The following is a 23,934-nucleotide window of genomic DNA, read 5'->3' as shown; positions in this document are numbered from 1 at the left end:
TCATGAGCCACACTGTTGAGACCACCGCCCCCAACGGCACCTCGCCCGCCCCGGCGCGAAAGGGGAGCCGTAAGGTCGTCGTCGCGCTCGTCCTGGTCGCCGCGCTCGGCGGCTCGGGTGCGCTCGCCGCGATGCGCCCCTGGGAACACCGCGGCACCGCCTCCGCGAAGCCGTCCGTCGGCCACGGCACCGTCGCGGTGCAGAAGGGCTCGCTGTCCACCGGCATCCAGGTCGGCGGCGCGCTCAGCTACAGCACCCCGACTCCCGTCATCGCCTCCGGCCACGGAACGCTCACCGCCCTGCCCGCCGTCGGTGCCGTCGTCAAGGCGGGAGCGAAGTTGTACGAGGTCGACGGACGGCCCGTGGTGCTGCTCACCGGGGACCGGCCGACGTGGCGCGACCTCGGCCCCGACATCAGTGACGGACCCGACGTCGAACAGCTCAAACGCAACCTGATCAAGCTCGGCCATGCCGACGGACTCGGCCTGACGGCCGACCAGAAGTTCACCCCTGCCACCGTCACCGCCGTCAAGCGCTGGCAGAAGGCCCTCGGTGAGAAGCAGACGGGAACGGTATCGCTCGGCAGTGTCGTCATGCTGCCGCAGGCGGCCGTGCGGGTGCAGCAGCTCGGCGCGCAGCTCGGCTCGGCCCTCGGGGCCACCGCGGTCATGACCGTGTCCGGCACCGACCTGGTCGCCACCGCGCAGCCCGCCGACAACCAGCTCTCCCAGTTCAAGCCCAACGGCCGGGTGACAGTGAAGCTGGCCGACGGCAGCACCATCGACGGACGCATTCGCTCACTGGTCCGCGGCGGTACCGGCGACGGCGGGGACAACGGCTCAGACGGCGCGGACAAGACCACCGTCACCATCGCGCTGGACCACCAGCGGCAGGCCAAGCAGGCCGGGCCCTCCTCCGTGACCGTCACCGTCGTCGGCGAGACCGTCAGCGACGCGCTCATCGTCCCCGTCACCGCGCTGCTCGCCCTGGACGGCGGCGGCTACGGAGTCCAGGTCGTCAGCGGCGCCACCACCCGGCTGGTCAGGATCCAGCTGGGACTGGTCGCCGACGCCAAGGCGCAGATCACCGGGGACATCCAAGCCGACGCCCAGGTGGTGATCCCGAAGTGACGCCCCCTCAGCAACCCTGCAGCACACCCGTACTGGAACTCTCCGGCATCACCAAGGAATACCCGGGATCACCGCCGCTGCGCATCCTGCACGGCATCGACCTCACCGTCGAAGCCGGAGAACTCCTCGCCGTCGTCGGACCCTCCGGCTCCGGCAAGTCCACCCTCCTCGCGCTGCTCGGCTCCCTCGACCGGCCCACTGCAGGAAATCTGTACTTCGAACGACGCGACCTGTCCGCGCTCTCCGACCCCGAACTGGCCGCCCTGCGCGCCCACCGGATCGGCTTCGTCTTCCAGCAGTTCTTCCTGCTGTCCGGGCTCACCACGGTCGAGAACGTCGCCACCGGCCTCCTCTACAGCGGCGTCCCCGCCTCACTCCGGCGCTCCAGAGCCGCCGAAGCCCTGCGAGAAGTGGGCCTCGGACACCGGCTCCGCCACCACCCCGACCAGCTCTCCGGTGGCGAGAAGCAGCGCGTCGCCATCGCCCGCGCCCTCGTCGGCCGCCCCGCACTGCTGCTCGCCGACGAACCCACCGGGGCCCTGGACAGCGTCTCCGGCACCGCCGTCGTCGAGCTGCTGCGCACCCTGAACGCCAACGGCACCACCGTCGTCGTCATCACCCACGACCGCGAGCTGGCCTCCTCCTTCCCCCGGCGAATCGCCCTCCACGACGGCCGCATCGACTCCGACGAACGCGGCCCGCACCCCGCAGGAGCTGTCCGATGACGCCACCCCTGCGACGCACCCGGCTACGCCCGACGGACACACTGCGCCTCGGCATGATCGGACCACGCACCCGCAAGATGCGCTCCGCCCTGTCCGCGCTCGGCATCTCCCTGGGCATCGCCGCCGTCATCGCCGTGACCGGAATCTCCGCCTCCAACCAGGCACACCTGCTGGAGCGCCTGGACCGGCTCGGCTCCAACCTGATCACCGTCGCCCCCGGCAACGGCGCCGACCAGAAACCGGTGCCGCTGCCGCCCACGGCCGAGAAAATGCTCGCCAACATCGCCCCCGTACAACAGGTCACCGCGACCGGAGCCACCAAAGCCCAGGTCTACCGCAACGACCTGGTCCCACCACAGCAGACCAACAGCCTCACCGTGCTGGCCGCCCGGCTCAACCTGCTCGACGTCCTGCACGCCACCCTGCGGAGCGGGCACTGGCTGGACAAAGCGAGCGAGAACCTCCCGATGACCGTGCTCGGCGACCAGGCCGCACTCCGGCTCGGCGTGACCGCGCCGGGTGAGCGGGTCTGGCTGGGCGGACAGTGGTTCGTCGTCACCGGAATCCTGGCCCCGAACGAGCTCGCACCCGAGCTCGGCACCGCCGCCCTGGTCGGCTGGCCCGAGGCCACCGCCCACCTGGGCGCGGACGGCACCGCCGCCATGGTCTACCTCAGGGCCCACCCCGAACGCGTCCCTGACGTACAGACCGTTGCCGGAGCCACCGCCGACCCCGCCAACCCGAGCACGGTCGCCGTCAGCCGCCCTTCCGACCTGTACACAGCACGGGCCGAGACCAAGAACTCCCTCACCGGACTCGTCCTCGCCCTCGCCGCGGTCGCCCTGCTCGTAGGCGGCGTCGGCATCGCCAACACCATGGTCGTGGGAGTGATGGAACGCCGCGGCGAAGTCGGACTGCGCCGCGCGCTGGGCGCCCGAGGCGGCCAGATCGCCGTCCAGTTCCTCATCGAAGCCGTACTGATGGGCCTCATCGGAGGAGTCGGCGGGCTGTTCGTCGGCGGCCTCGCGGTCTACGGCTACGCCCTCGCACAGGGCTGGCCCGCCTCCATCCCGCTCTACACGGTCATCGCCGGCCCCCTGGTGTCGGTACTGGTGGCGGCCGCCGCCGGAATCTACCCGGCACTGCGCGCAGCCAGGGTGTCCCCGACAGACGCCCTGCGCTCGGCCTGACCGACGACGCCGGAGCCGCCGAGGTCGCAGACTGGGCCCGACTACGCGGACATGACATACGCCGATGCCCATGCGCCACTTCTCCGGACCCATTCAAGCTCGACCTGAGTTCGCACCCGCAGACCCCATGCCCCGCCGCTCCCAGGCCACGCACCGTGCCCGGGGGCGGCGCCGGTCGACGGCCCTCATCTCTCCGCAGTCGACGCACTGGTGCCGCGGACGGTCGCCGCGGTTCAGCCGCTGATAGCAGGCACTGCAGACCAGGCGCCCGTCCTCTTCCCGGACGATGATCCTCCGAGTGCGCGGCCGCGTCCGACCGCTTCCCCGCACCCCGAAACGGCGATCCAGGACCCACACATGACCTGACCTCACGTCACCCCCCCCGAGGGATTTCCGGAGCCGACCACTAAGCCACGGGCGAGGATCGTTGTCGTCGCAGCTCAGCCCTCCGACGGGTTGGATTGTCAGTGGTGTCCTCTACTGTCAGGCGCAAGTACACCGGCCAGGAACAGCAGCTGCTGCGCTGGTCCGGTGAGGTGGTGCGGTACTCCCGTACACCGCCCCGGTTCCCGAAGGCGGCGAAGCCGGGCGGAGGACAACAGAGTTCAGGCCGGTGTGACGGGTGTGACGTGCCGGGGGCAGTGGTCGCCGAGGGCGGCGCCCGGCCTGGCCGGAGGCTCCGGGACGGGAGGGTCATGGCACATCGCCCTCCCGGACCCACGGGCCGCCAGGGCGGCTGATGGCCGGCAACGCGGGCGGGAAGCCGCCAGGGCCTACCGGAGCGCGGCAGGCAACCGCGTATCGCCGTCAGTGACGGCTGCCTCAACCTGCTCCCTCGTCAGGTCAAACGCGCCGCGCAGGTCCACGCCGCGCAGGTCCGCGCCCAGCAGGTCCGCGCCGTTAAGTTTCGCGTCGTTCAGTTTCGCACTGCGCAGGTCCGCGCCCAGCAGTTCCGCGTCGCTCAGGTCCGTGCCGCTCAGGTCCGCGCTGTTCAGATCCGTGTGCTGCAGGTACGCACCGTTCATTTTCGCGTTGTTCAGGTTCGCGCCGTTGAGGTTCGCGCCGTCCAGGTCCACGCCGCGCAGGTCCGCGCCCAGCAGGTCCGCGCCGTCCAGGTTCGCGTCGTCCAGGTCTGCGCCGTTGAGGTCCGCGCCGCGCAGGTTCGCGTTGTTCAGGTACGCGTCGTCCAGGTCCGCGTCGTTCAGTTTCGCGCCGGTCAAGTCTGCGCCGATCAGTTTCGCGTGCAGCTTCGCGCCGGTCAGGTCTGCGCCGCGCAGGTTCGCGTAGCTCAGAACCGCCGCTGATCCGGCTGTGGATTCGAGGGTGATGTTGGGGAGTTTGGCGGCGCGGAGATCAAGGAGGAAAGGGCCGTCCCGGGTTGTGTCCCGGGTGGCGAGGACGGTGAGGGCGGCGTGGACATCGGCCGCGACGTCCTGGTCTTTGGCCGGGGGTTTCGCGGCGTGGGTGCGGATGTAGGCGGCGAGGACGTGGGCGATGGTGGGGTGGTCGCGGCGGGAGTCCTGCATGATCCGCTGCAGGGCGTAGATACCGCCCAGCCGCACGTCCGCCTTGTCCTCGCCGAGGTTTCCCACCGCTGCCGTGTACCGGTCGGTGATCTGCCCCTCCTTGGCCAGCGCCCGGTCATCCCGCGCCTGGGCGTTAGCCTGCTGGGCCTGCTCATTGGCCTGCCTGGTCTGAACGTTCGAGTACCACAGACCCACCACCGCCACGACGGCCGCGACCACGACCGTGAACAACTCGATCCGCCGCGCCCAGTCCAGACCTTCCGGTCGCTCCTCGGTAGGAGGGGGAGTGTCCGGTGGCCGGGTGGAGCCTGCTCCCAGGCCGACGGAGGTCCGGGCGGTGAGACGGGTGGTGCGGCGTAACCGCGGGGGGCGGGCAGGCGTGGGAGGCATACCTGTATTCGATCCCAACACCCCACTCCGGCGCAGCGATTCGGTTCTATGAAGCCGCGGCCCCTGTGCGGCACACCAGTGGTGTGGCGGGTTTCCGGAAGCGGCGGCACTCCCTGGGTGCCGGACCGCTCCGGACCTGCCTTCTGGCTGGATTGCTCACCTGTGGGGGTGTCTGCCTCGTACGGTGAGGTGGTGGACGACACGACGACCGACGTGGAGCTGTACGCACCCGATACGACAGGCCGGTGGCGCTGGGTCCGGGACCTCAGGCCGGAGGAAATCTGATGGGACGCAGCCCGCCCCGGAGCCGGGCGATACCGCACGCCTCGATCAGCTGGTGGCCCACTGGCGGGAGGCACCGCCGGAGATCCGGCAGGACATCCTCACCACGGCCGCAGCGGCCCAGGGTGCCCCGGAGCCCGGCCACGTCGCCCATCTGCTGGATACACTCGGCCGTCTGAGCTTCCCGGGCACCCCGGACAGCGCCCCGTAGTGCGTGCGGTTCCCGACAGCACGAGACCCCGGGCGATGATGCCCGGGGTCTCTCTGTGCAGTGCCGTTCCACCGGATCAACGACCGACCACGGCTGGTCATGCCCATGCCGCCTGGGCGGACAGCTCACCGTGGTCTTCCGGGCCCAATCGCCCGGCACAATGCCTGTGCACGGTCGGTACCGTCCTGCCCCGATTTCAACAATCACAGGAGGAACGGAACATGGACGAGTCCCCACAGCCGCAGGACCAGCAGACGGAGAACCAGGTCTCCGGTCAGGCCCATGTGTACGGGCCGGTGATCCAAGCCCGCGATGTGCACGGCAATGTCACCGTGGTGACCGGCCGGACACCACAGCCGGAGGTTCCGCTGCACGTGACCGTTGAACTGCTCAGCAGCAGCAGTTTGCTGATGAGCCTGGATGCGGAACCCGCCCGCAGATGGCAGCCGAAGAACGGGGTCAGGCTGCTGGTGGAAGCGCATACGGCGCAGGCTGTGGTGCTGCAGCGGATGCGGCCCGTCATCCTGTCGCGCCGCCCACCGCGCCCAGCTCGCTCAGAAGTGACACGGGGAGTTTTAAGCACACGCGGCTTCACGACAGACCTGGACGCTGAGGCACCGGCGCTCAAGCCAAAGACCAATGAGGCGGCAGATTTCCCCTTCACCGTGACGAACAGCGACCCGGAGCTGTTCGTGATCTACCCGCTCTCAGCCTTCGAGGTCGATTGGCGCCTGGAGCTGGACTGGATGAGCGCGGGCCGCAGTGGCACAGCCGTCATCGACCAGGCCGGCCAACCGTTCAGCTTCGTCCCAGTGCCCGAGCCCATCCCGATGACCGCATCCGAAATACGGGCCGAGGTGTATCGCCGCCAGACTGAGTCGCAACGGACAAAGTATTTCAGGGAGTAGGAACTGGCCAGCTCGCTGTGACACACCGGACCGGCGCACGCCCATAGAGTCGACCGGTCCGGGGCGCGGCCGTGGGCGACAACTGTGGGCTGCCGACGGCATGTACGGAGGTGGGTTCTGTGCTCAGCGGGCGGCGGGTGGTCACCCGGCGGTTCTGCCCGGCGACTGGTGCGACTCTCGTACGCGTATGAGTGACCGTGCGTCCCGGCGGCCACGCCGGCGATGAAACCTCACCGGACAACTCAACCGCGCGGCGCAGCCGTTGCCCTGGCCTCGGGAATGCCGCACCCCACAACTGTAGAGTCCTCGCCAGTGAACCGGCGAGGACTCATGCACGTGCGTGGCTAATTGCAGGAAGCGGGCGGCGTCTGGAAGGTCTGCTGCCCCTTCACTTGAATTTTACCGATGAACTTCGGGCACCCTTTCTGCGGGTACGCGTCATTCCACTGCTTTGTCTTGGTCTTGCCCGCCTTCAGGTAGAACCACCCTTTCCAGTGATTCTTCCCCGCCCTTTCGTAACCGATTCGAGCCGTGATGCGCTTTCCTGAATTCTTGGCGTACTGGACTACGATGTCATGATTTGCATCGATGACAGAGGCACATAAGCGCCCACTGCTGATTTTTGTGCAGCGGGGCCCGTAGGTTGTGCCCGGACCGGAGGTCGGTTGAGTGCTCTGGGCTGACGCTGGTGTCCCGATTCCCGTAGCCAGCAGCGCGACTGCGGCCACGGTGATGCGTAGTGCGTACTTCTTCATCGGTGGGTCCTCTCCTTGGGCCAGTGCGGGAAATGAGTGGGGGCTAGACATGACGACCCGGATAGATGGGGGCATGTTGTTCCTCGCTCCTCCCATGGCTGAAACGCGCTTTGCCATGGGTGCCACGCGATTTTCGCTTCCTCCACTGGAGGCTGTTGTTCTGCCTGCCTGCCACGCGCAGCGTGCACAACAGCAGCACACGGGCTGACTGGCCGACAAGGTACGAATTCGGGACTGTGGTGGGGCAGCGCTGCCTGATGCTGCGGGTCGGGTCCCGGTCTCGACCGACGCCGCGCCGGGGGAGACCGGAATCCAATCCGGTCGTGCGCCCGGTCGACAGGTCGGCACGTGGGAACAGTCCGAGGTGGCCCTGCTTGCCCACACTGCCGGGAACGGCCTATGACGACGGTTCCCGGCAGTGTCACGTGCTGGTGGTGTTCTCAGGTCAGCACTTGTTGTCCGGGTGTACGGAGCCGCCGTCGTCCAGGCGGGCGTTGTAGACCCAGCCCTGGAAGTTGGTGTTGTCGACGCGGACGTGGGTCCACTTGTTGCCGGCGGAGTTCTTCACCCAGCAGTGGTAGTTCAGCACGACCGCGGTGCCGACGGTGTAGGTGACGCCGCAGTCCTCGCTGGGGCCGGAACGGAGCAGGGCGCTGGTTCCCTTGGCGGTTCCCGTCCCGGGGGATTTGTTCGACCAGCCGACCCCGCCGGGGCAAGCGCTGGATCCGGTGGGCACGGCGGTGGCCGCAGGTGCTGTCGCGGTGAGAGCTGCGCCGGCCATGAGGAGCGATGCGGCGGCCGCGGTGGCCCACTTCCTGGTCCGGACGGGCGAATTGAGTGTGCTCATCGTTCTTCTCTTTCTTCCAGAGGCAGCCAGGACGGCTGCTCAGTCGAGTCGTTCTTGTGCGACTCCTGCTCTTTCTTGGCTTGGGCTCCCTTCCAAGCGGGATGCGGTCCCCTGTTCCGCACCCCGCGGGTGGCGGCTGGCCGTGATGGTTCGCCGGGTTCGGATCGTCGTTCGCGGGCCGGCCGTCCGGTGTTCCGAAGCGGCGAAGCGCTGTCCGACGAGTTCGAGTTCACCGGGTGGGGAGTTGATTGGCAGCCCGTCTGAGCTGCACTGATCAATCGGTGGCCGTTGGTGGCTCGTTTGTTGCCCGCCCCGTTGCGGGCCTGTGGCCCGTTTCTCTACGGTGGCCGTTCGCACAGGGCTGGCCGGTGTGGGAGCGGGGAAAATACGTGGGGCGTCCGGAGAATCCGATCGATCCGCAGGACGGGCCCATCGCGCGGTTCGCTCACGAGCTGCGCAAACTGCGGGACGAGGCCGGCGCACCCGCCTACCGGGCCATGGCGCGGCGGGCCGGCTACTCCGGGGCGACGCTCTCGCAGGCCGCCGGGGGGGAGCGTTTACCGACCCTGCCGGTCCTCCTGGCCTACGTCACCGTGTGCCGCGGCGACACTGCGGACTGGCAGGACCGGTGGGAGCGGGCGAACGCGGAGCTCCTGCGCCTGCCCCGCCCGGCGGACCAGGACACCGAGCCCCCCTACCGGGGGCTCGCACGCTTCGAGCCGGGTGACGCGGACCTGTTCTTCGGCCGCGACCACCTCATCGACGACCTGCTCGAACTGGCCCGCAACCGCCGTGTCACCGCGGTTGTCGGAGCATCGGGCAGCGGCAAGTCCTCCCTCCTGCGCGCCGGCCTGGTCCCACGCCTCCGCCACACCGACCAACCCGCCCTGCGACCCGCGGCCCTGCGCATCATCACCCCCGGCGCCCACCCACTGCGCACCCACGAACAACGCCTGACCCCCGCAACCACGACAGGCGGGAACGAGGGGGCGGCGACGTGGCTGATCGTCGATCAGTTCGAGGAAATCTTCACCCTGTGCCGGGATCCGGCCGAACGCACCACGTTCATCGACCGGCTCCTGACCGCCAACGATCCCGACAGCCGGCTGCGCGTCCTGATCGCGGTCCGGGCCGACTTCTACAACCGGTGCCTCGAACACCACAACCTGATCACCGTGCTGCGCGACGCCACCATGCCCGTCGGGCCGATGAACGCGGACGAACTGCGGGAAGCGATCGTCAAGCCCGCCACCGCCCGCGGACTGATCGTCGAACGCGGCCTGACCGCCCGCATCCTCCAGGACATCGACGGCGAACCCGGTGCCCTGCCCCTGATGTCCCACGCCCTCCTGGAAACCTGGCGCCGCCGCAGAGGCAAAGCCCTCACCGAAGCCGCCTACGACGCCGCCGACGGACTCCACGGCGCCATCACCCACACCGCCGAAACCGCCTACACCACCCTCACACCCACCCAGACCCTCCTCGCCCGCCGTATTCTGCTCCGCCTGATCACACCCGGCGAAGGAACCCAGGACACCCGGCGCCCCGTCGACCGCACCGAACTCGACACCGCGGACCCCACAGACACCAACGCCGTACTCGAACGCCTCACCTCCGCCCGCCTCCTCACCGTCGACGGCCCCACCATCGACCTCGCCCACGAAGCCCTCATCACCGCCTGGCCCAGACTCCGCCGATGGATCGACGAAGACCGCGAACGCCTGCGCATCCACCGACAGCTCACCGAAGCCACCCACATCTGGAACAACCTCGACCACGACCCCGGAGCCCTCTACCGCGGCACCCGCCTCGCCACCGCCGAAGAAACCTTCACAACACCCCACACCCGCACCGACCTCACCCTCCCGGAACAGGAATTCCTCACCACCAGCCAGCAACGCCAGAAAGCCGCAGCACGCCGTACCCGGCGCCTCAACACCGTCCTGTCCTGCATGCTCGCCCTGGCGCTGCTCGCTGCCGGGTTTGCCTTCTGGCAGAGGCAGACTGCCCTCACCGCAGAGCGGACGGCCCAGTCCCGGCAGACCGCCGCGCAGTCCGCAGCCTTGCTGGGAAGGGACCCCGACCTCGCCTCGCTGCTGGCGGTCCAGGCCTACCGGACCAGCCCCACGACCGAAGCCATGGCCAGCTTGAACGCGGCCGCCGACTATCCGCTCCGTTACCTTCTTTCCGGTACCAGTCCGGTTCTCTCGGTGGCGTTCAGTCCTGACGGCCGGACCCTCGCCATCGGTGATTTCGGAGATGCGCGGTTGTGGGATGTGGCGTCGGGTAAGGCCCGCACTGTCCTCACCGGCCGCGATCCGGTGGACTCGGTGGTGTTCAGTCCTGACGGCCGGACCCTCGCCATCGGTTATGACGAACAGGTGCGGTTGTGGGATGTGGCGTCGGGCAAGATCCGCACCACCCTCACCGGCCACAGTGATTCGGTGGACTCGGTGGCGTTCAGTCCTGACGGCCGGACCCTTGCCATCGGTGATTACGGACAGGTGCGGTTGTGGGATGTATCGTCAGGTAGGGCCCGCATTACCAGCCGCATCGAGGGGATGGGCTCGGTGGCGTTCAGTCCTGACGGCCGGACTCTCGCCATCGGTGATGACGAACAGGTGCGGTTGTGGGATGTTGCGACGGGCAAGATCCGCACCACCCTCACCGGTGACACCGGTTGGGTTGCGTTCAGTCCTGACGGCCGGACCCTCGCTGCCGCAGACGGCAATCTGTCAGTGCGGTTGTGGGATGTGGCGTCGGGCAAGGCCCGGATTATTTTCACCGGCCACACCGTAGGGGTGTACTCGTTGGCGTTCAGCCCTGACGGGCGCACTCTGGCCACCAGTGGCGGCGACTGGTCGGTGCGGTTGTGGGACATGAGCACGGGCAAGATCCGCACCACCCTCACCGGCCATACCGGGGGAGTGGCCTCGGTGGCGTTCAGTCCTGACGGCCGGACCCTCGCCACTGGCAGCCTGGACGGGACAGCGAGGTTGTGGGATGTGGCGTCGGGCAAGATCCGCACCACCCTCACCGGCCATACCGGGGGAGTGGCCTCGGTGGCGTTCAGTCCTGACGGCCGGACCCTCGCCACTGGCAGCCTGGACGGGACAGCGAGGTTGTGGGATGTGGCGTCGGGCAAGATCCGCACCACCCTCACCGGCCATACCGGGGGAGTGGCCTCGGTGGCGTTCAGCCCTGACGGGCGCACTCTGGCCACCGGAGGCGACTGGTCAGTGCGGTTGTGGGACGTGGCGTCGGGCGAGATCCGCGTCTACCTCACCGGGGGAGCGGACTCGGTTGCGTTCAGTCCTGACGGCCGGACCCTCGCCACTGGCAGCGAGGGCGGGGAAGCGATGTTGTGGGACGTGGCGTCGGGCAAGACTCGTGCCACTCTCACCGGCAGCAGGTCTCAGGCGGTGTTCAGTCCGGACGGCCGTACGCTGGCCACCAGCGACCGCGAATGGGCAGTGCAGCTATGGGATGTAGGCACCCGTACGATCCGGGCCACCCTCCCCCGCCACACCAAGGAGCTCTTCTCGATGGCGTTCAGTCCTGACGGCCGGACCATTGCCACCGGCAGCGATGACAAGACAGTTCAGCTGCGGAATGTATCCCTGCTTGGACCAAATGAGGCAATGCGTAAGATCTGCCGCGCTCTGCACCGAGATTTCACCTCGGCCGAGCGGTCGCTGTATCTGCCGGATCAAAAGCACTCTCCCGTATGCCCCTGACCTGGCCGGTACTGTCAAGCCCCGGGCCTCGTGGTGTGAGTGGGAGTGTTGGTGGCAGCGGCTGTGCGTCAGCCGCGTTCTGTTGTCGGTTTCCTGGTCATGCGTGTGGTGGCCGGTCTGGTCCGCTGTCATGAGATGGCCAAGTGGCTGCTGCTGCTCTTTGACCGACATGTGGTTGAACGGCTGCCGTGGGAGCGACTGCTCATGTCACGAGAGCGAGAGTTCTCGGCTGGACCAGGCATTATCGCGGTATGGGTAGAGACATCTGGGGCTTCATCGAGTGTCATCGTGACTATCGGGACCATGAGGCGGATTCGTTCTGGCACGCCGCTATCGACCTGGACCATCTGGAAGTGCCGAGGAATTACGACGCCTTTGGCTGTCTGCTCGGTGTCTGCGACAACGAGCAGTTCGTGCCGGTGGCTCCTGTCCGTGGACTGCCTGAGGACGTGTCGAACCGTGTCCGCGACGGGCATGGGACGACGGGCGGGCGAAGCGCGAGTTGGGTCAGCTGGGCGGAGATCAAGCGGGTCGACTGGGATGAGGAGTCCGCCGAGCCCGATGCCTACATCCGCGAGTACTACCGTGACCCGCAGGGCGGCTGGCAGTTCCTCCAGCGGCACTACTCCGCTCCTCGCCGGTTCGTCGAGCTCTGCGGACAGCCGGCTTACATCGCGGGCCGGCCCAAGCTGCACTTCCCGGAGGGCTCCCGGTGGATCGATGGAGACCAGATGTTCCGTGTTGAACGCCTAAGCCGCGGTGACGCCGTGCCGGACGAAGAGTGGGGTCCCGTCTGGACCGTCATGCGGACCCTCGCCGAACTGCACGGCGACGACGACGTCAGGCTCGTCGTCTGGTTCGACGACTGACGTCACCCCACGGCCCCGGAGGGTGCGATCTCTCGGGTTGGTGTCAGTGGTGGTGAGGGTCAGCGGCGGGGATTGTTGGCGTGGGTTCTTGTTGCTGGTCAGGGCGGTGTCGATCGTCTGGTTTCACTGTCATGAGGTGAGAGATTCTGCTGTCATGAGGCGTTGTCTCATGGTGGGTGGCGCTGTCTTAAGGTTCGAGGGTTCTTATGCAGTGAGGCTGGTGGGTGCGGTCTGGTCGCAGGGTGGGGGGTCTGAGGACCGGGTGTTGGGGAGACCGCGGGGCCGCCCACAGTCTCGGCAGGGTCGCGGTGGAGCAGGGTGACCCGACGGCGGAGGTGGCCACGACCGCCGCGGAGCTCCGGACTGTCGGCGTACTCCTGAAAATGCACACCTGGGTACGGATGAACGTGCTCAGGCCCTGGCGATTCAACGGAAGGCGTCGGCGTTCTCCGAAGCCCACTGCCGGAACGGGCGAGCCGGCGTTCCGGTTACCTGAGAAACCGTGTCGCGCACCATCAGCAGCTCGGGGTTCACGTCTCCACCGGTAACGTCGAGCACCGCGTCCGCGGCCTCGGCCCCGAAGACCTCGACCATCTGCTCGTGGGCTTGCCGACGGCTGATCTCGACGAAGGGAACCTCCCGACCCAGTACTGCCGCGATGACCTCGACCTGCTGTCGGGCGGATATCGGCTCTGGCCCGGTCAAGGCATACGTGCGTCCGTGGTGGCCGGGCTCGGTCAGTGCCACTCGTGCCACCGATGCGATGTCCGCGGGGTGGATGGTCGGCAGCGCGGTCTCGGCGTACGGCGCGCGGATAGTCCTGCGGCCACGGATGGACGCAGCCCACATCAGGGCGTTCGACGCGAACTGCGTCGGCCGCAGGATCGTCCAGGCCATGCCGGTTTCCTTGAGCAGTTGCTCCACCGCCAGGTTCTCGTCGGCGGGGCCGAGGTGCGGGTGGGTCTGGACGGTGATGGACGAGACCAACACGACGTGCTCCACTCCCGCTTGCCGGGCGGCTTCGAGGATGTCGGCGTCCGAGCCCAGGCGCGACACAAGAAACAGCGAGCGCACCCCCTCCAGCGCGGGCTTCAACGACGCCGGCTCTGCGAAGTCGCCCTCCACAGCCTCGACCCCTTGGGGGAAGACGGCCCGTGCGGCATCACGGGTGAGCCCTCTCAGCGGCCCGACACCGCGTGCGTGCAGCTCCTTCAGCAGGGCACTGCCTATGTTTCCAGTGGCTCCGGTCACGAGGATCACGAGCGTGTTTCCCATCGTCAGATGATCGAGTAGGCGACACGCTAGAACCTCAATCACGCTTCAGGTCAAGAAGACGCCTGGCCATGCCCGCAGGTGGGCACGTTCATCCGTACTCGGCTGTGCACGTTCACGTGTACGCCGACACGGACCGTCGCGGCGGACAGCGAGCAGTCGGAGAAGGGCCTGTCCATTCGGCCTCGGCCCTGTTCATGAGGGGAGGCCGGTAGACATGCCCGTCCTTCCGTCGCCCGGTCTACCCGGCGGGTGATGTCTCGTCGATGATCCTCAGGACGGTGACGTGGCCGTCGGGGACGGTGTGGGCGGTGTTGGTGTTCTGGGTTGTCCACCAGGTGTCGCTGACGGGTTGTCCGGCCCTGCCCCACTGGGTGAGGGTGAGTTCCTCGCCCTGGGCGAAGTGGCGGTGGACGGCCGGGTCTTCGGTGACGGCGGTGTGGTCGCGGATGATCCTGACGCGGGCCCGTACGTACCAGTCGCTGCGGGCGACGGCGGGCTCGGCCCTGTTCTGCATGGGGGTGGTTCCTCCGGTCGGTGCGGGTGTTCTCCCTCGCACAACGTCAGGAGCGGCCCGGGAAGTGCCTGATTCGAACGGAAGATCCTGGGCACCCATGCCTGGGTTTCTGGTGCCCCCCGGCCGTAAGGCGCTGACAGCACGAGGCCCTGGGCGCTTCGCCCAGGGCCTCTCTGTGCAGTGCCGTTCGGATCGGTTCAACGGTCCGGCTACGGCCGGTGTCACGCCCACTCCACACCCACTGGGCGGCTATCTGCGGGGTTCCGGGAACAGCCCGCGTGCTGGGAGCGTGCGGGCTGCCGTGAGTGGTGTCAGGATTTAGTTGTCTTCCATTGGGTGCAGCTGTTCTCGATGATGTGCCGGTTGCCGTACTCGCCGGCGCAGACACGGAACTCAAGGTTCCATCCCTCTTCGAAGTTTTTGTTCGTCCATCGATACGTCTGGAATCCACCGGTGTGCCAGATGAGTCCTTGTCGAACGGTCGCCTGGTTCCTGGGGTAGACGCTGTGCCAGACAACCACGGTTGAGTGCCCGTCCTCCTTCTCGTCGACGATCTCGAACCAGTCCCCGTCCTCGCGGAAACAGCCCTTCCCCACGGAGTTGGGGGGCGCGCACACCCATTTGCCCGCACTGAACGGAGGTGCCTTGGTGCCGGCAAGGTTTTCCTCGATGGTGCCCGCCGAGGCGTTGCTGATTGTGAGCAATGTTGCGGCGGCGATACCACTGAGGACAGTCGCTATTCGTGTTCTACGCAAGGTAGTTGCTTCCTATGCAAGTTGACCGCTGGGACGCGATGAGTATAGAGATGCCAAGCACCTCGCGCTCAGGTTTCTACCCGCCCCCACGCCCAGTCGACTCCGATCCCGGCGAGGGTCTGGCGCTGCTCGGGGGTGAGCTTGTCGCGTCGGCTCTTGGTGTTGGAGAGCCACACACCCAGCCATACCTATGTTCCGTCGGGCAGTTCTTCGCTCCACGGCCGGGGTACGACGAGCGTTCCTTCCCGCTCGGTGTACTGGGTGAGCGCGGCGATACCTCGCTCGGACGCACCGCCTGCCGCCGCCCCCTGCCTCTGCCGGGTCTTCCGGGCCGGGGTGGCCGGCCGTGGTGCGGGCGTGACGCCGAGGAGGGCCAGGCGCTCGCGCTGCCCTACGGCGAGCCGGTCCCAGTCCTGCCGTTGCGTGGCCAGCCACCGGCCGACGTCCATGCCGTGCACGACCGTCCCGGCCGCCACTTCCCCGAGCACCTCCCCGGGCGTCACAAGACCTGCCAGGGCGGTGTAGTGGCGCTGCCAGTCCACCGGCCAGTCCGGCCGCCAGTCCGGATCGATCGCGGCGAGCAGCTCCGCCCGGCGCTCCGCCCGCACCAGGTCCTTGCCGATTCCGCCCTTCTTCCGGGCGTTGGCCAGCCATTGTCCGAAGGGCCGGTCATTATCGCGGCGGTCACGGGTGCGGCGAGTGTTCCGTACGCCGCGAAGTACGCACGTGCGGCACCCAAGTTCTCCTCCCACGCCGCGTCCGCCGGGTCCCAGACGATGTCGAGTTCCTCCAGGTCCGCCGCCCGTTCGGGGAGCAGTGTCCCGGCCCGCATCGCCCGCCGCTGATCGGACAGCCATCGCCCCAGCGGAAAAACGCCCCCGTCCCTGCCCCCGTTGTCGTTCCTGTCCTCGACGTCGGCACGGATATCGGAAAGCTGCTCGGCGCGTTGGACTGGGTCACCCCTCTGGCGGGCGGCGACATAGCTGCTCTGACGGTTGGAGGCTCGCTCCTACGGGTGGACTCCGTCACCGGCCTACAAGTGGGACGCCCCATGCAAGTCGAGCACACGAACGGGGCGCTCATCTCGCCCCTCCGCTCATCCGGACAGCTGGTGCCACGACCGGACCACCCGCACCAAGTCGCGGTAGTCACCAGGGCCGGCGTTACCCGGGGCACCATCCAACTCTGGGACACCCTCGCCGGCCAACGGATCGGGGTCCTGTCCGGTGACGCGATCAGCCCCGTCTTCCATGACTTCATGCAACGCAGCCTCGTCTTTTCCGCCGACGGCCGGAGTCTGTTGGTGCAGAGCGCGGACGGCACCGTCCGCCAATGGACCGTGGACCAGCGGAAAACCACGGGGCACCCCATGGCCGTGGACCGCCTGGACAACGTGGTCTCTCTGACCTCGGACGGCACAGCGATCACCGAATCCTCCGGCGGCTACGATCTGTGGGCAACTGACACAGGCCGTCATATCGGCGCCATCCCCACCGTGCTCGACACCAGGCGGACAGCGATCATCCACGAAGACCGCCTGGTCGCCTACGCCAAGGGCTGGCGGCAGACCTACGACCTTGATCGCGCGAACTGGTTTCCCCACCTCTGCTCCTCGGCCGGGCGTGATTACACCGAGGAGGAGCGCAAACGCTTCCTGCCCGCGGGCACTCCCCCGGGTCTTCCGTGCGAGAACACGAGCCCTTGACTCTGTCGGGGAACTTGGAGATTCCCAGCGCGGCAGCGTTATCAACGGGCGTGCTCGGGCTGTCCCAGTGGCCGATGCAGTTGCCGAGTTGCCTGTTGTCCGTCCGTCCCCGTCGGTGAGCAAGTCCCCCCTCTGACCGCGCACATCGCGCGGGCGAGGAACCCGGGTGGCACGACAGCGATGTGGGTGAGAGACCGGCTGGATGGGCTGTGGTGCGACGAGGACTTTGCCGACTCCTACTTTGTGGTGGGCTGTCGGGGAGGCAGCCCGGGGATGGCGCCGTCTGTGAAGTTGGTGCGGATTTCGCGGACGGCTGGTCCCGGAGTGCCGTGCAGTTCGGTGCAGGCGATGATGACCTGCCCGCCGGCGCCCGAGAGGTCCTCGGACGTGGCCAGGTCTGTCAGGCCGTCGAGCAGCGCGGCCCCGGTGCGCTGGTCCTCCGGGCTGCTGCCGAGGCCGGTGAAGGGGCCGTCGACGATCAGGAACTGCGGCACCGGCATCGCGGGGACCTCCAAGGCGGTGTCGCGCAATGCCAGCAGGACACTGACGTTGGTGCGGGTCATGCCGTGACCGGCGACGGCCCGCGCGTCGAACGCGCTGCCGTTGATCGTGACGGAGAAGTCCGCCGGGTCGATGGAGACGGTGGTGATCTCCGGGTCGCATGCTTGCATTCGGCGCAGCATGTGGTGGGACCACCGGTCGGTGCCCTGTTTCACCATGAGATCGGTGTCGTTGCGTGCTGCGGCGTACGCGGCCTCGGCGGCGTTCTTGTCCTTCTCCAGCTGCGGCAGCCTCCCGCGCAGCTCGGTCAGCTCCGCGAGCTCCCGCAGGTGCTCGGCGTTCTGCTCCAGCCGTGCGGCCAGCTCACGCACGGCAGCCTCGGCCTCGACCACTGTCTGCTGCTGCGGCGCGACCACGTCCTGGGCGAAGACCTGCGCGGCTGCCGAAGCCTCCACCACGGCCCGATCGGCATCGCGAGCACGCCCACGGGCGGCATCAGCGGCCTCGGACGCGCGACGGGCTGCCTCCCGGGCCCGCTCAGCAGCCTCCTGCGCCTGCGACATCCGCCGCTTCAACTGCTCGGCGCGGTCCTGGCGTTTGGGATCGGGCCGCCGGCATACCCGGCAGTCGTTTTCCGACAGCCCCGTCAGATCGAGCAACTGCACGCACTGGGGGCACAGGCTCGGGTCGGTAGCAGCCTCCCGCAGACCAGCCAGACGGCCACGGGCCTCGGCCGCGGCCGCCTCCAGCAGCCGCACCGTACGTTCCCGCTCGTCCGCAGCCGCACGAGCGACACCCCGCGCCTCCTCCGCCACGGACGCCTTCTTCTGGAGCGCCGCGAGTTCGGCATGCAAACGGCTGAGAACCACACCCGCCTCCCTCGCCCTGAGAGACGCCTTCTCCTGCTGAGCGGTCCACTGAGCGGCACGGCGCTGAAGATCCTCGACCGACGGCAGCTCACGCTCCTCCCGATCACGCAGAATCCTCTTCACACGGTTACTCACCGACCGCCACTCCTTCGTCCTGCCAGCGGCCTCCTGGCGCAGCGCGTCGACCGTTTCGTCATCGGCACCCAGCAGCACCCGCCCCACCGCACTGCGCTGCTCCTTGCTCTGCCCGCCGAGGTAGTCGTTGGGGAGGTCCCGCTGGCGTGCGTAGAACCACGGCATCAGCAGATCCAGGGTGACGCGCGTACGCCCCGCACCCAGCCTGGGAATCCCGAGGAGATCCTGGAAAACGTCAGCCGCAGACCTGCGGGCCTCGCTGCGCTTGACCGGGTGATGTTCCTCCGTGCCTAGCGTGCTGTGGGTGAAACTCACGTCCTGTGAGCGGTCCACCGTGCTGCGGGTGATCCGCCACCGTGACCCCCCGATGCGGGCAACGAACCCGACGCGGCTGCACGCCGCCGCAGCCGACATCAGCTTCGCGCCGTCCACCCCCAGCGTCCACCCCAAGACCTCCAGCACGGTGCTCTTGCCCGAACGGGTCTCCCCGGTCAGCGCGGCCATTGGGGCGCCGAACCGCAACTCATGCACCACCCCGTCGACTTCGAACAGCTCGCACTCGACGTTGAGCGTGACCACCAGATGCCTCCCGCAGACTCCATCGCGCTCCCCGCGCGGTGCTTGTAGCGGATAAACGACGCTCCGCTGTCCGGGTGACGTCCGAACACGCCCCCGGACCGGAAGCCACATGCCGTGACACCCGCAGGGCGACAGCCGGCGCCCCAGGGTTGTCTAACGGCGTTCCTCGGCTTCCCGCGAAATCTTGTTGATGAGATTCCAGAACGGGTCCGTAGGACCTGCGCCGGTGGTGGGTCCCGACCTACCTGCGGCACCCATGCCGAAGATCTTGGCAACGCGGTGCTCCCAGCACCGTCGGCACTGGCAGTCGCCCGCAATGTGCGCAGGGCAGATTCGATCAGCCGTTTCGTAGATATGGGTGGCCAACGCCTCTGCTCGTGCCCTCCACTGCCCCGCGTCCGACCGAGCACTTGAAGCCTCTTGCTCTGCCCGTCGCTTCGCACCGATCATTGCCCAGTCTGGGCCGCCTCCGCCGTAGCTCACTGTTCACTCCTCTTCAGCCACTGTTGTGCGTCGTGCCCAGGACAACGGCGCCACTATCCAGCGAGACACGCCAATTCACCCAGGCCGCGCTGACCCAGGCGGCACGCGCGCTCTCCCGGGCCGCCGACCCTGACGCTCTCTGATCACAGGCTCGATCCGCGGTGCACGGGTAGGCACGGCGTGCGGCCTACCTGCCTGGCCCCGCTGCTGTTTCCCGGCTGCTCACCGGCTGAGGCGGATGCGCGGCCCCACGCGAACTCAAGGTCGTCCAGCAGCACGGTCTCCTCTTCCTTCTCCCACTGGCCGCGCAGAGCGAACGGGTTGGTCTCCATCCGCTCCAGGATGACCAGGGTCTCGGGCTGTCCGATCAGCGTGTACCGGCCGTGCGAGGCGGGCCTGCTGCCCGGCCCGTACGCCCGAAGCAGCTCCTCCAGGCGGCGGCGGTGCTGCTCGATGAACATGTCCAGGCGCTCGATGTACCCGTCGTGTTCCTGGGTGCGCACCGTTCTCAGCGCGACGTCCAGGAACTCTCCGTCCGGCCAGTGACGTGTCCCCTGCGCGGCCAGGGCCCACGGGAACCGTTCCGCCGCTGCCAGGATGTCCTTCGCCTCCAGCGCTGGCACCGAGGACGGGGCTGGGGGCTTCACCGGCGTCTTCTCCGAGGCGGGGGATACCAGCTGCTGACGGGGCATGACTGACACGGCGGGCAGTGCAAGTGTGCCGTCGGCCCGGACGGCGGCACCGGCGAGGACCGCATGGAGTACTTCGGCTGCCAGGTGTTCGGGGATGGCGCCCATGCGCTGGGCGAGGTGGCGGGCGGCTGCGGCGGTGTCCGCCCCGAGGTGCACCGGCATGCCGTGCAGCCGGTCCTGCTCGGACGCCCGCCGTTCAGCCAGCTGCTGCCGGTGCCGACCCACGGCTGTGGTCCGGCGCTCTTCGTAGTCGGCTGCCCAGGCGGTCTGCACGGCATCCTGCGCGGCCGCGTACGCACCGCCGGTTTCCTCCAGCAGGGCGATGACCCGATCCCACTCGCTGACCTTGGCGTCCATCGTCTCGAAGTGCTGGGCCACCCGATCGGCGACGGAGTCGCTGAAGCAGTCGTCCTGCTCGAAGCCGCCGATCAGTGGGTTCTGCCGCCGCAGGTCCGCGTGCTCCGGTGTGCCGGGCGTCCGCTGCCGATCGATCAACCGCACCAATCCGTCCCGCTTGGCCCGCGCTCCTTCCACGTCCAGCCCTTCGGCCTGCCGGCCGATCGCTCCGCGCGCCACGTCGGTGGGGGTGATGTGCATCAGTTCTCCTTGCGATCGTGGCTGTTGATGACGGCGATCGTCAGGACCACCGCATCCCGATCGTGGACAGCTGTTCCATCCGTTCCGGGGTGAGCGTGGCGACCCGGCTCCGCTGGTTGCTGACCCATGCCCCCAGACGGAACTGGAGTTCCCAGCCGTCTTCGGAGAGCACGGTCTCGACATGCTTGCGGGGCACCTGGAGGTGTCCCTCGCGCTCGTAGAACTGCTGGGCGGCCGCGAGGTTGGCGGTCCACTTGTCGGCCTGCGTCGGTCGCGGCTTCGGCTTCTCCTCCTCGGTTGCGGGTGTAATCCCGAGGACCTGCTCGCACATCCACTGCTGCACGGTCGTGAGCTGATCCCACCCATAGCGCACCGATGTCACCCACCGGCCCAGATCCTCGCCCTGGCGCAGGACCTCACCCGCCCCGGTGGGCAGCGTCCCACCGGCGTCCAGGTGCATCCGCACCAGGTGGAAGCACCGCTGCCACGTCACCGGCCACGTCGGGCACCAGGACGCGTCGATCTCCTCCAACTGCTCGCGCCGGGAGTCCGACAGCGCCCCGGCCGACGACTGAACCGCCAGGCCCTCCGCCCGCCGCTGCTCGTTCTCGGCAGCCTTCCGGGCGGCGGCCCGCGCGTTCTTCAGGAAGATGCCCACCTTCGCGCCCTGGAACGTGGCGTCCAGCGGGGCCAGGAGGTGGCCGTGTTCGGCGGCCCACCCGCGCGCGGCGGACAGACCTTCTTCCCACGCGACGTCGAAGTGGGACCAGACCATGCCGAGCTTCTCCAACTGGACGATGCGGTCCTCGTCCATGTCCCCGCGGGCGTAGAACCGCCGCGCATCGGCGGTCCACTGCCCCAGCGGGAACCCGGCGAGCGAGACCGGCCACCCCTCGCCCTCCGCCTCCTGATCGTCGACGGCAGGCACCCGGAACGTGAACGGCACCCGCAGGTCGCCGTGCTCGCGGGCGTAGATGACGGCGGCCTCCACACCGCGCCGCCAGTGCGCGTGTTCCGGGTTGACGACGCGCAAGTTGATGAACGCCGCGAGGGCGGCCGGGTCGCGGGGCGTGGAGAACTTCAGCAGGGCCTTGGCGGGGGCACTCACGCCTCCGGAGCCTTTGCCGCTCCCGTCCGTGCTCTTCCCGTTCTCGTCCTTGGCTACGGGCTTGTAGCGGCTTGGGGCCTGCTGCTCCGCGAGGCTCTCCACGATCCGCGCGTCGTGGGCCCGCAGCGCTTCCAGGAGCTTGGCCAGCCCGCCGTACGCCCGGGAGGTGAGCATGTTGTCCGCTGTCTCGCCCGGCCCGAGCAGTACCGGCACCACGAGCGAGGCCGTCTTGCCCTCGCCGGGCTGCGTCCGCAGTGCCCGGCCCACGGCCTGGACCAGGTCCGGCATCGAGCCGCGCACGTCCGCCCAGTACACCGAGTCGCAGTGCTTGGTGTCGACGCCCTCGCCCAAGACCTTCACCGAGCACAGGAAGCACTTCTCCACCACAGTGCCGTCCGTGGCGATCCCGGCCGCGAACTCGCCCAGCAGACGCCGCCGGTGGAGCGGCTTGTGGTCCCCGCACAGCCAGTCCGCCCAGATCGTCTTCGGGTACAGCTCGGGGTCGGCGGCGTGCAGCTGCGCGGCGACCTGGGGGAGGCCGGCCGCGAACGCCTCGGCTTCCTTCACCATGTGGTGGAAGACCAGCGTGCGGCGGAAGCCCTCCTCCGAGGACGCCTTCACCAGCGCGGTCTGCAGGGCGGCGAGCCGCGCCCCGCGGACCTCTGCCGAGCGGCCTTCGGCGCCCAGGAGCTGCGCGGCCTGGAGCGCGGTGTCGGTGACGTCCACGCACACCACCTGGTAAGGGGCACAGATTCCCCGGTCGATGGCCTCCGAGAGCGTCAAAGTGAACGCCCTGCTGCCGAAGGACCCGTCGGGGTCGTCTTCCATGCTCGCGACCAGCTCACCGGGTGCGCCGTCCTGGTCCTCGTCCCCGAGCTGCCACAGCCGGGGCGTGGCCGTCATGTAGAGGCGGCGCAGGGAGGGGATCTTCTGGTTGTCGTGGACGACCGCCCACGGCTTCCCGATCCGGCCCGAAACGCGGTGGGCTTCGTCCACGACGATCAGGTCCCAAGCCGCGAGGCCCCCGGCGTGCGCGCGTTCCAGTGTGCCCAGACCGAGCGAGGCGTACGTGGCGTACACGGTCACCTTGTCCAGGCCCCGCGTCCACTCCACCAGCTCGTCCACGTCCGTGGTGTTGGGGAAGGACACCTCCTCACCCCGCAGCGAGGACACCCCGATCATCGGCCCCCGGCGGCCCCCCTCGCGCCACGCGGACTCGGTCTGGGCGAGCAGGTCCAGCGAGGGCACGAGCACCAGCACACGGCCCGCGTGGAGCTCCTCCGCGCTGCGGACCGCCACCCGCGTCTTCCCGGACCCGGTCGCCATGATCACCTGCGTTCGAAGCCCCCGTTCAGGCACCAGTGATCTTGCAGGCAATTCGAGGGCACGCACGACCGCGTCAATGGCTTCTCGCTGGGCTGCCTCGCGCTGGTCAACGCGGTCTGTGCTCGACATATCGCCTGCCTTCTCCTGGGATGCCGTCCGGTCGATTCGAGCGGCGGGAAACGGGAAACCTGCACGTAGAGGAGCTGCAAGGGCTACGGTTGGACTGACGCGATCGGGTGGTTGCTTTGCCTCACCGGAGCACCAGCAAGGCCGTGTGGTGGATCTCGATAACCCTTCGGGGCGGTCCGGGGTGGTGTGCTCTGAGTCCATAGCTTATCTCGGCTCCAAAAATGAAGCACACAGAATCGTGAGATTCCCTCTAACGTGGCCGAAAGCTGCTAGTCTTGCCTTATCGCAAGCCAATCAAGCGCCTTGACACCCCCTCAGTCCGCTCCCTTTCTGCGGGCGATCGGCCCCCGCGATGCGCCACTCGCCCGACCACCCGTCACCACCACCCCTCCTCCTTGCTGCTGCTTGGGCCGTAGGCCCGTGGGTGGGCCGCGCGGAGCGTGGCCCACCCACCCCCTGGCTGTACTGGGGCTGACAGGGGGTCTGGGGGGTGGCTGGAGCGCAGCGGAGGCCACGGGTCGGCCGGAGGCCGGCCCCGGCCCGCAACGCGGGCCGCCTGCCCTGCGGTTGGGTGGCGGGCGCGGAGCGCGTGCCACCTGGCGGTGAACGCAGTGAACCGCCTCCGCGCACGCGGAGCGGGAGCGGCCAGGCCCCGCAGGGGCCCAGCCCGCTGCTACGCGCGCAGCGCGTAGGGAC

19 protein-coding genes and 1 pseudogene are annotated in these 23,934 nt (G+C 68.5%); 8 read left to right on the top strand and 12 right to left on the bottom strand.

Annotation, left to right across the window (positions count from 1 at the left end; all coding sequences use genetic code 11):
* Positions 1–2: 2 nt before the first annotated feature.
* Genes OG251_RS36440 through OG251_RS36430 form a run of 3 tightly spaced genes read left to right on the top strand, consistent with a single transcriptional unit; the run spans position 3 to position 3,045 of the window.
* On the top strand, positions 3–1,130 hold the full coding sequence (locus OG251_RS36440; RefSeq protein WP_326681558.1) for a peptidoglycan-binding domain-containing protein: 1,128 nt from the start codon (positions 3–5) through the stop codon (positions 1,128–1,130).
* Positions 1,127–1,855 (top strand): ABC transporter ATP-binding protein, encoded by a 729-nt coding sequence (locus OG251_RS36435; protein ID WP_326681557.1) that lies wholly within the window; start codon positions 1,127–1,129, stop codon positions 1,853–1,855. The genes OG251_RS36440 and OG251_RS36435 overlap by 4 nt, the downstream gene beginning before the upstream one ends.
* Positions 1,852–3,045: an ABC transporter permease gene (locus OG251_RS36430; RefSeq protein ID WP_326681556.1), complete on the top strand. Its 1,194-nt coding sequence runs from the start codon at positions 1,852–1,854 to the stop codon at positions 3,043–3,045. Before OG251_RS36435 ends, OG251_RS36430 begins: the two co-directional genes overlap by 4 nt.
* Positions 3,046–3,818: 773 nt before the next feature.
* On the opposite strand, the gene OG251_RS36425 is transcribed toward OG251_RS36430, so the two are convergent.
* A complete protein-coding gene (locus tag OG251_RS36425) occupies positions 3,819–4,802 on the bottom strand; it encodes a pentapeptide repeat-containing protein (protein WP_326681555.1) in 984 nt (327 codons plus the stop codon).
* A gap of 496 nt (positions 4,803–5,298) precedes the next feature.
* Here OG251_RS36425 and OG251_RS36420 point away from each other — a divergent pair, with 496 nt between their 5' ends.
* Together OG251_RS36420 and OG251_RS36415 are read left to right on the top strand one after the other, a co-directional pair.
* Complete coding sequence (locus OG251_RS36420) at positions 5,299–5,454, top strand: hypothetical protein (RefSeq protein ID WP_326681554.1); 156 nt, start codon at positions 5,299–5,301, stop codon at positions 5,452–5,454.
* 221 nt (positions 5,455–5,675) lie between these two features.
* Entirely contained in the window at positions 5,676–6,362 is a 687-nt protein-coding gene (locus OG251_RS36415; RefSeq protein WP_326681553.1) for a hypothetical protein, read from the top strand.
* A gap of 344 nt (positions 6,363–6,706) precedes the next feature.
* Here the strand turns inward: OG251_RS36415 and OG251_RS36410 are convergent, their stop codons facing one another.
* Together OG251_RS36410 and OG251_RS36405 are read right to left on the bottom strand one after the other, a co-directional pair.
* The gene (locus OG251_RS36410; RefSeq protein WP_326681552.1) at positions 6,707–7,117 is read right to left on the bottom strand and encodes a hypothetical protein; all 411 of its coding nucleotides are present in this window, start codon (positions 7,115–7,117) and stop codon (positions 6,707–6,709) included.
* A 445-nt stretch (positions 7,118–7,562) separates the two neighbouring features.
* On the bottom strand, positions 7,563–7,964 hold the full coding sequence (locus tag OG251_RS36405) for an SH3 domain-containing protein (RefSeq protein ID WP_326681551.1): 402 nt from the start codon (positions 7,962–7,964) through the stop codon (positions 7,563–7,565).
* Between the two features lie 389 nt (positions 7,965–8,353).
* Here OG251_RS36405 and OG251_RS36400 point away from each other — a divergent pair, with 389 nt between their 5' ends.
* A complete protein-coding gene (locus tag OG251_RS36400) occupies positions 8,354–11,701 on the top strand; it encodes an nSTAND1 domain-containing NTPase (protein ID WP_326681550.1) in 3,348 nt (1,115 codons plus the stop codon).
* A gap of 251 nt (positions 11,702–11,952) precedes the next feature.
* Complete coding sequence (locus OG251_RS36395; protein WP_326681549.1) at positions 11,953–12,570, top strand: hypothetical protein; 618 nt, start codon at positions 11,953–11,955, stop codon at positions 12,568–12,570.
* A 426-nt stretch (positions 12,571–12,996) separates the two neighbouring features.
* Here the strand turns inward: OG251_RS36395 and OG251_RS36390 are convergent, their stop codons facing one another.
* From OG251_RS36390 to OG251_RS45055, 6 genes and pseudogenes are all read right to left on the bottom strand, one after another.
* The gene (locus OG251_RS36390; protein ID WP_326682741.1) at positions 12,997–13,830 is read right to left on the bottom strand and encodes an SDR family oxidoreductase; all 834 of its coding nucleotides are present in this window, start codon (positions 13,828–13,830) and stop codon (positions 12,997–12,999) included.
* A gap of 253 nt (positions 13,831–14,083) precedes the next feature.
* A complete protein-coding gene (locus OG251_RS36385; RefSeq protein WP_326681548.1) occupies positions 14,084–14,359 on the bottom strand; it encodes a hypothetical protein in 276 nt (91 codons plus the stop codon).
* Between the two features lie 311 nt (positions 14,360–14,670).
* Positions 14,671–15,063, bottom strand: a complete 393-nt coding sequence (locus OG251_RS36380) for a hypothetical protein (protein WP_326681547.1) — start codon at positions 15,061–15,063, stop codon at positions 14,671–14,673.
* A gap of 119 nt (positions 15,064–15,182) precedes the next feature.
* The gene (locus OG251_RS36375; protein ID WP_326681546.1) at positions 15,183–15,290 is read right to left on the bottom strand and encodes a helicase; all 108 of its coding nucleotides are present in this window, start codon (positions 15,288–15,290) and stop codon (positions 15,183–15,185) included.
* Between the two features lie 12 nt (positions 15,291–15,302).
* Positions 15,303–15,866, bottom strand: coding sequence for a helicase associated domain-containing protein (locus OG251_RS36370; protein ID WP_326682813.1), 564 nt, complete (start codon positions 15,864–15,866; stop codon positions 15,303–15,305).
* Between the two features lie 38 nt (positions 15,867–15,904).
* A pseudogene (locus tag OG251_RS45055) lies at positions 15,905–16,039 on the bottom strand (helicase associated domain-containing protein); the annotation flags it as partial.
* 333 nt (positions 16,040–16,372) lie between these two features.
* Between OG251_RS45055 and OG251_RS36365 the strand changes: the two are divergent.
* The gene (locus tag OG251_RS36365) at positions 16,373–16,819 is read left to right on the top strand and encodes a hypothetical protein (RefSeq protein WP_326681545.1); all 447 of its coding nucleotides are present in this window, start codon (positions 16,373–16,375) and stop codon (positions 16,817–16,819) included.
* Positions 16,820–17,055: 236 nt separating this feature from the next.
* On the opposite strand, the gene OG251_RS36360 is transcribed toward OG251_RS36365, so the two are convergent.
* The 3 genes from OG251_RS36360 to OG251_RS36350 form a co-directional block, all read right to left on the bottom strand.
* A complete protein-coding gene (locus OG251_RS36360; RefSeq protein WP_326681544.1) occupies positions 17,056–18,903 on the bottom strand; it encodes a hypothetical protein in 1,848 nt (615 codons plus the stop codon).
* 626 nt (positions 18,904–19,529) lie between these two features.
* Positions 19,530–20,675 carry a hypothetical protein gene (locus OG251_RS36355; RefSeq protein ID WP_326681543.1) on the bottom strand — a complete coding sequence of 382 codons (1,146 nt, stop codon included), beginning with the start codon at positions 20,673–20,675 and terminating at the stop codon, positions 19,530–19,532.
* A gap of 40 nt (positions 20,676–20,715) precedes the next feature.
* Complete coding sequence (locus tag OG251_RS36350) at positions 20,716–23,238, bottom strand: DEAD/DEAH box helicase (RefSeq protein ID WP_326681542.1); 2,523 nt, start codon at positions 23,236–23,238, stop codon at positions 20,716–20,718.
* Between the last annotated feature and the right edge of the window lie 696 nt (positions 23,239–23,934).

The sequence above is a fragment of the Streptomyces sp. NBC_01237 genome, assembly GCF_035917275.1.
Lineage (GTDB): Bacteria > Actinomycetota > Actinomycetes > Streptomycetales > Streptomycetaceae > Streptomyces.
The sequence above is the reverse complement of the archived record's forward strand: the minus strand, read 5'-3'. Positions and strand labels throughout refer to the sequence as shown.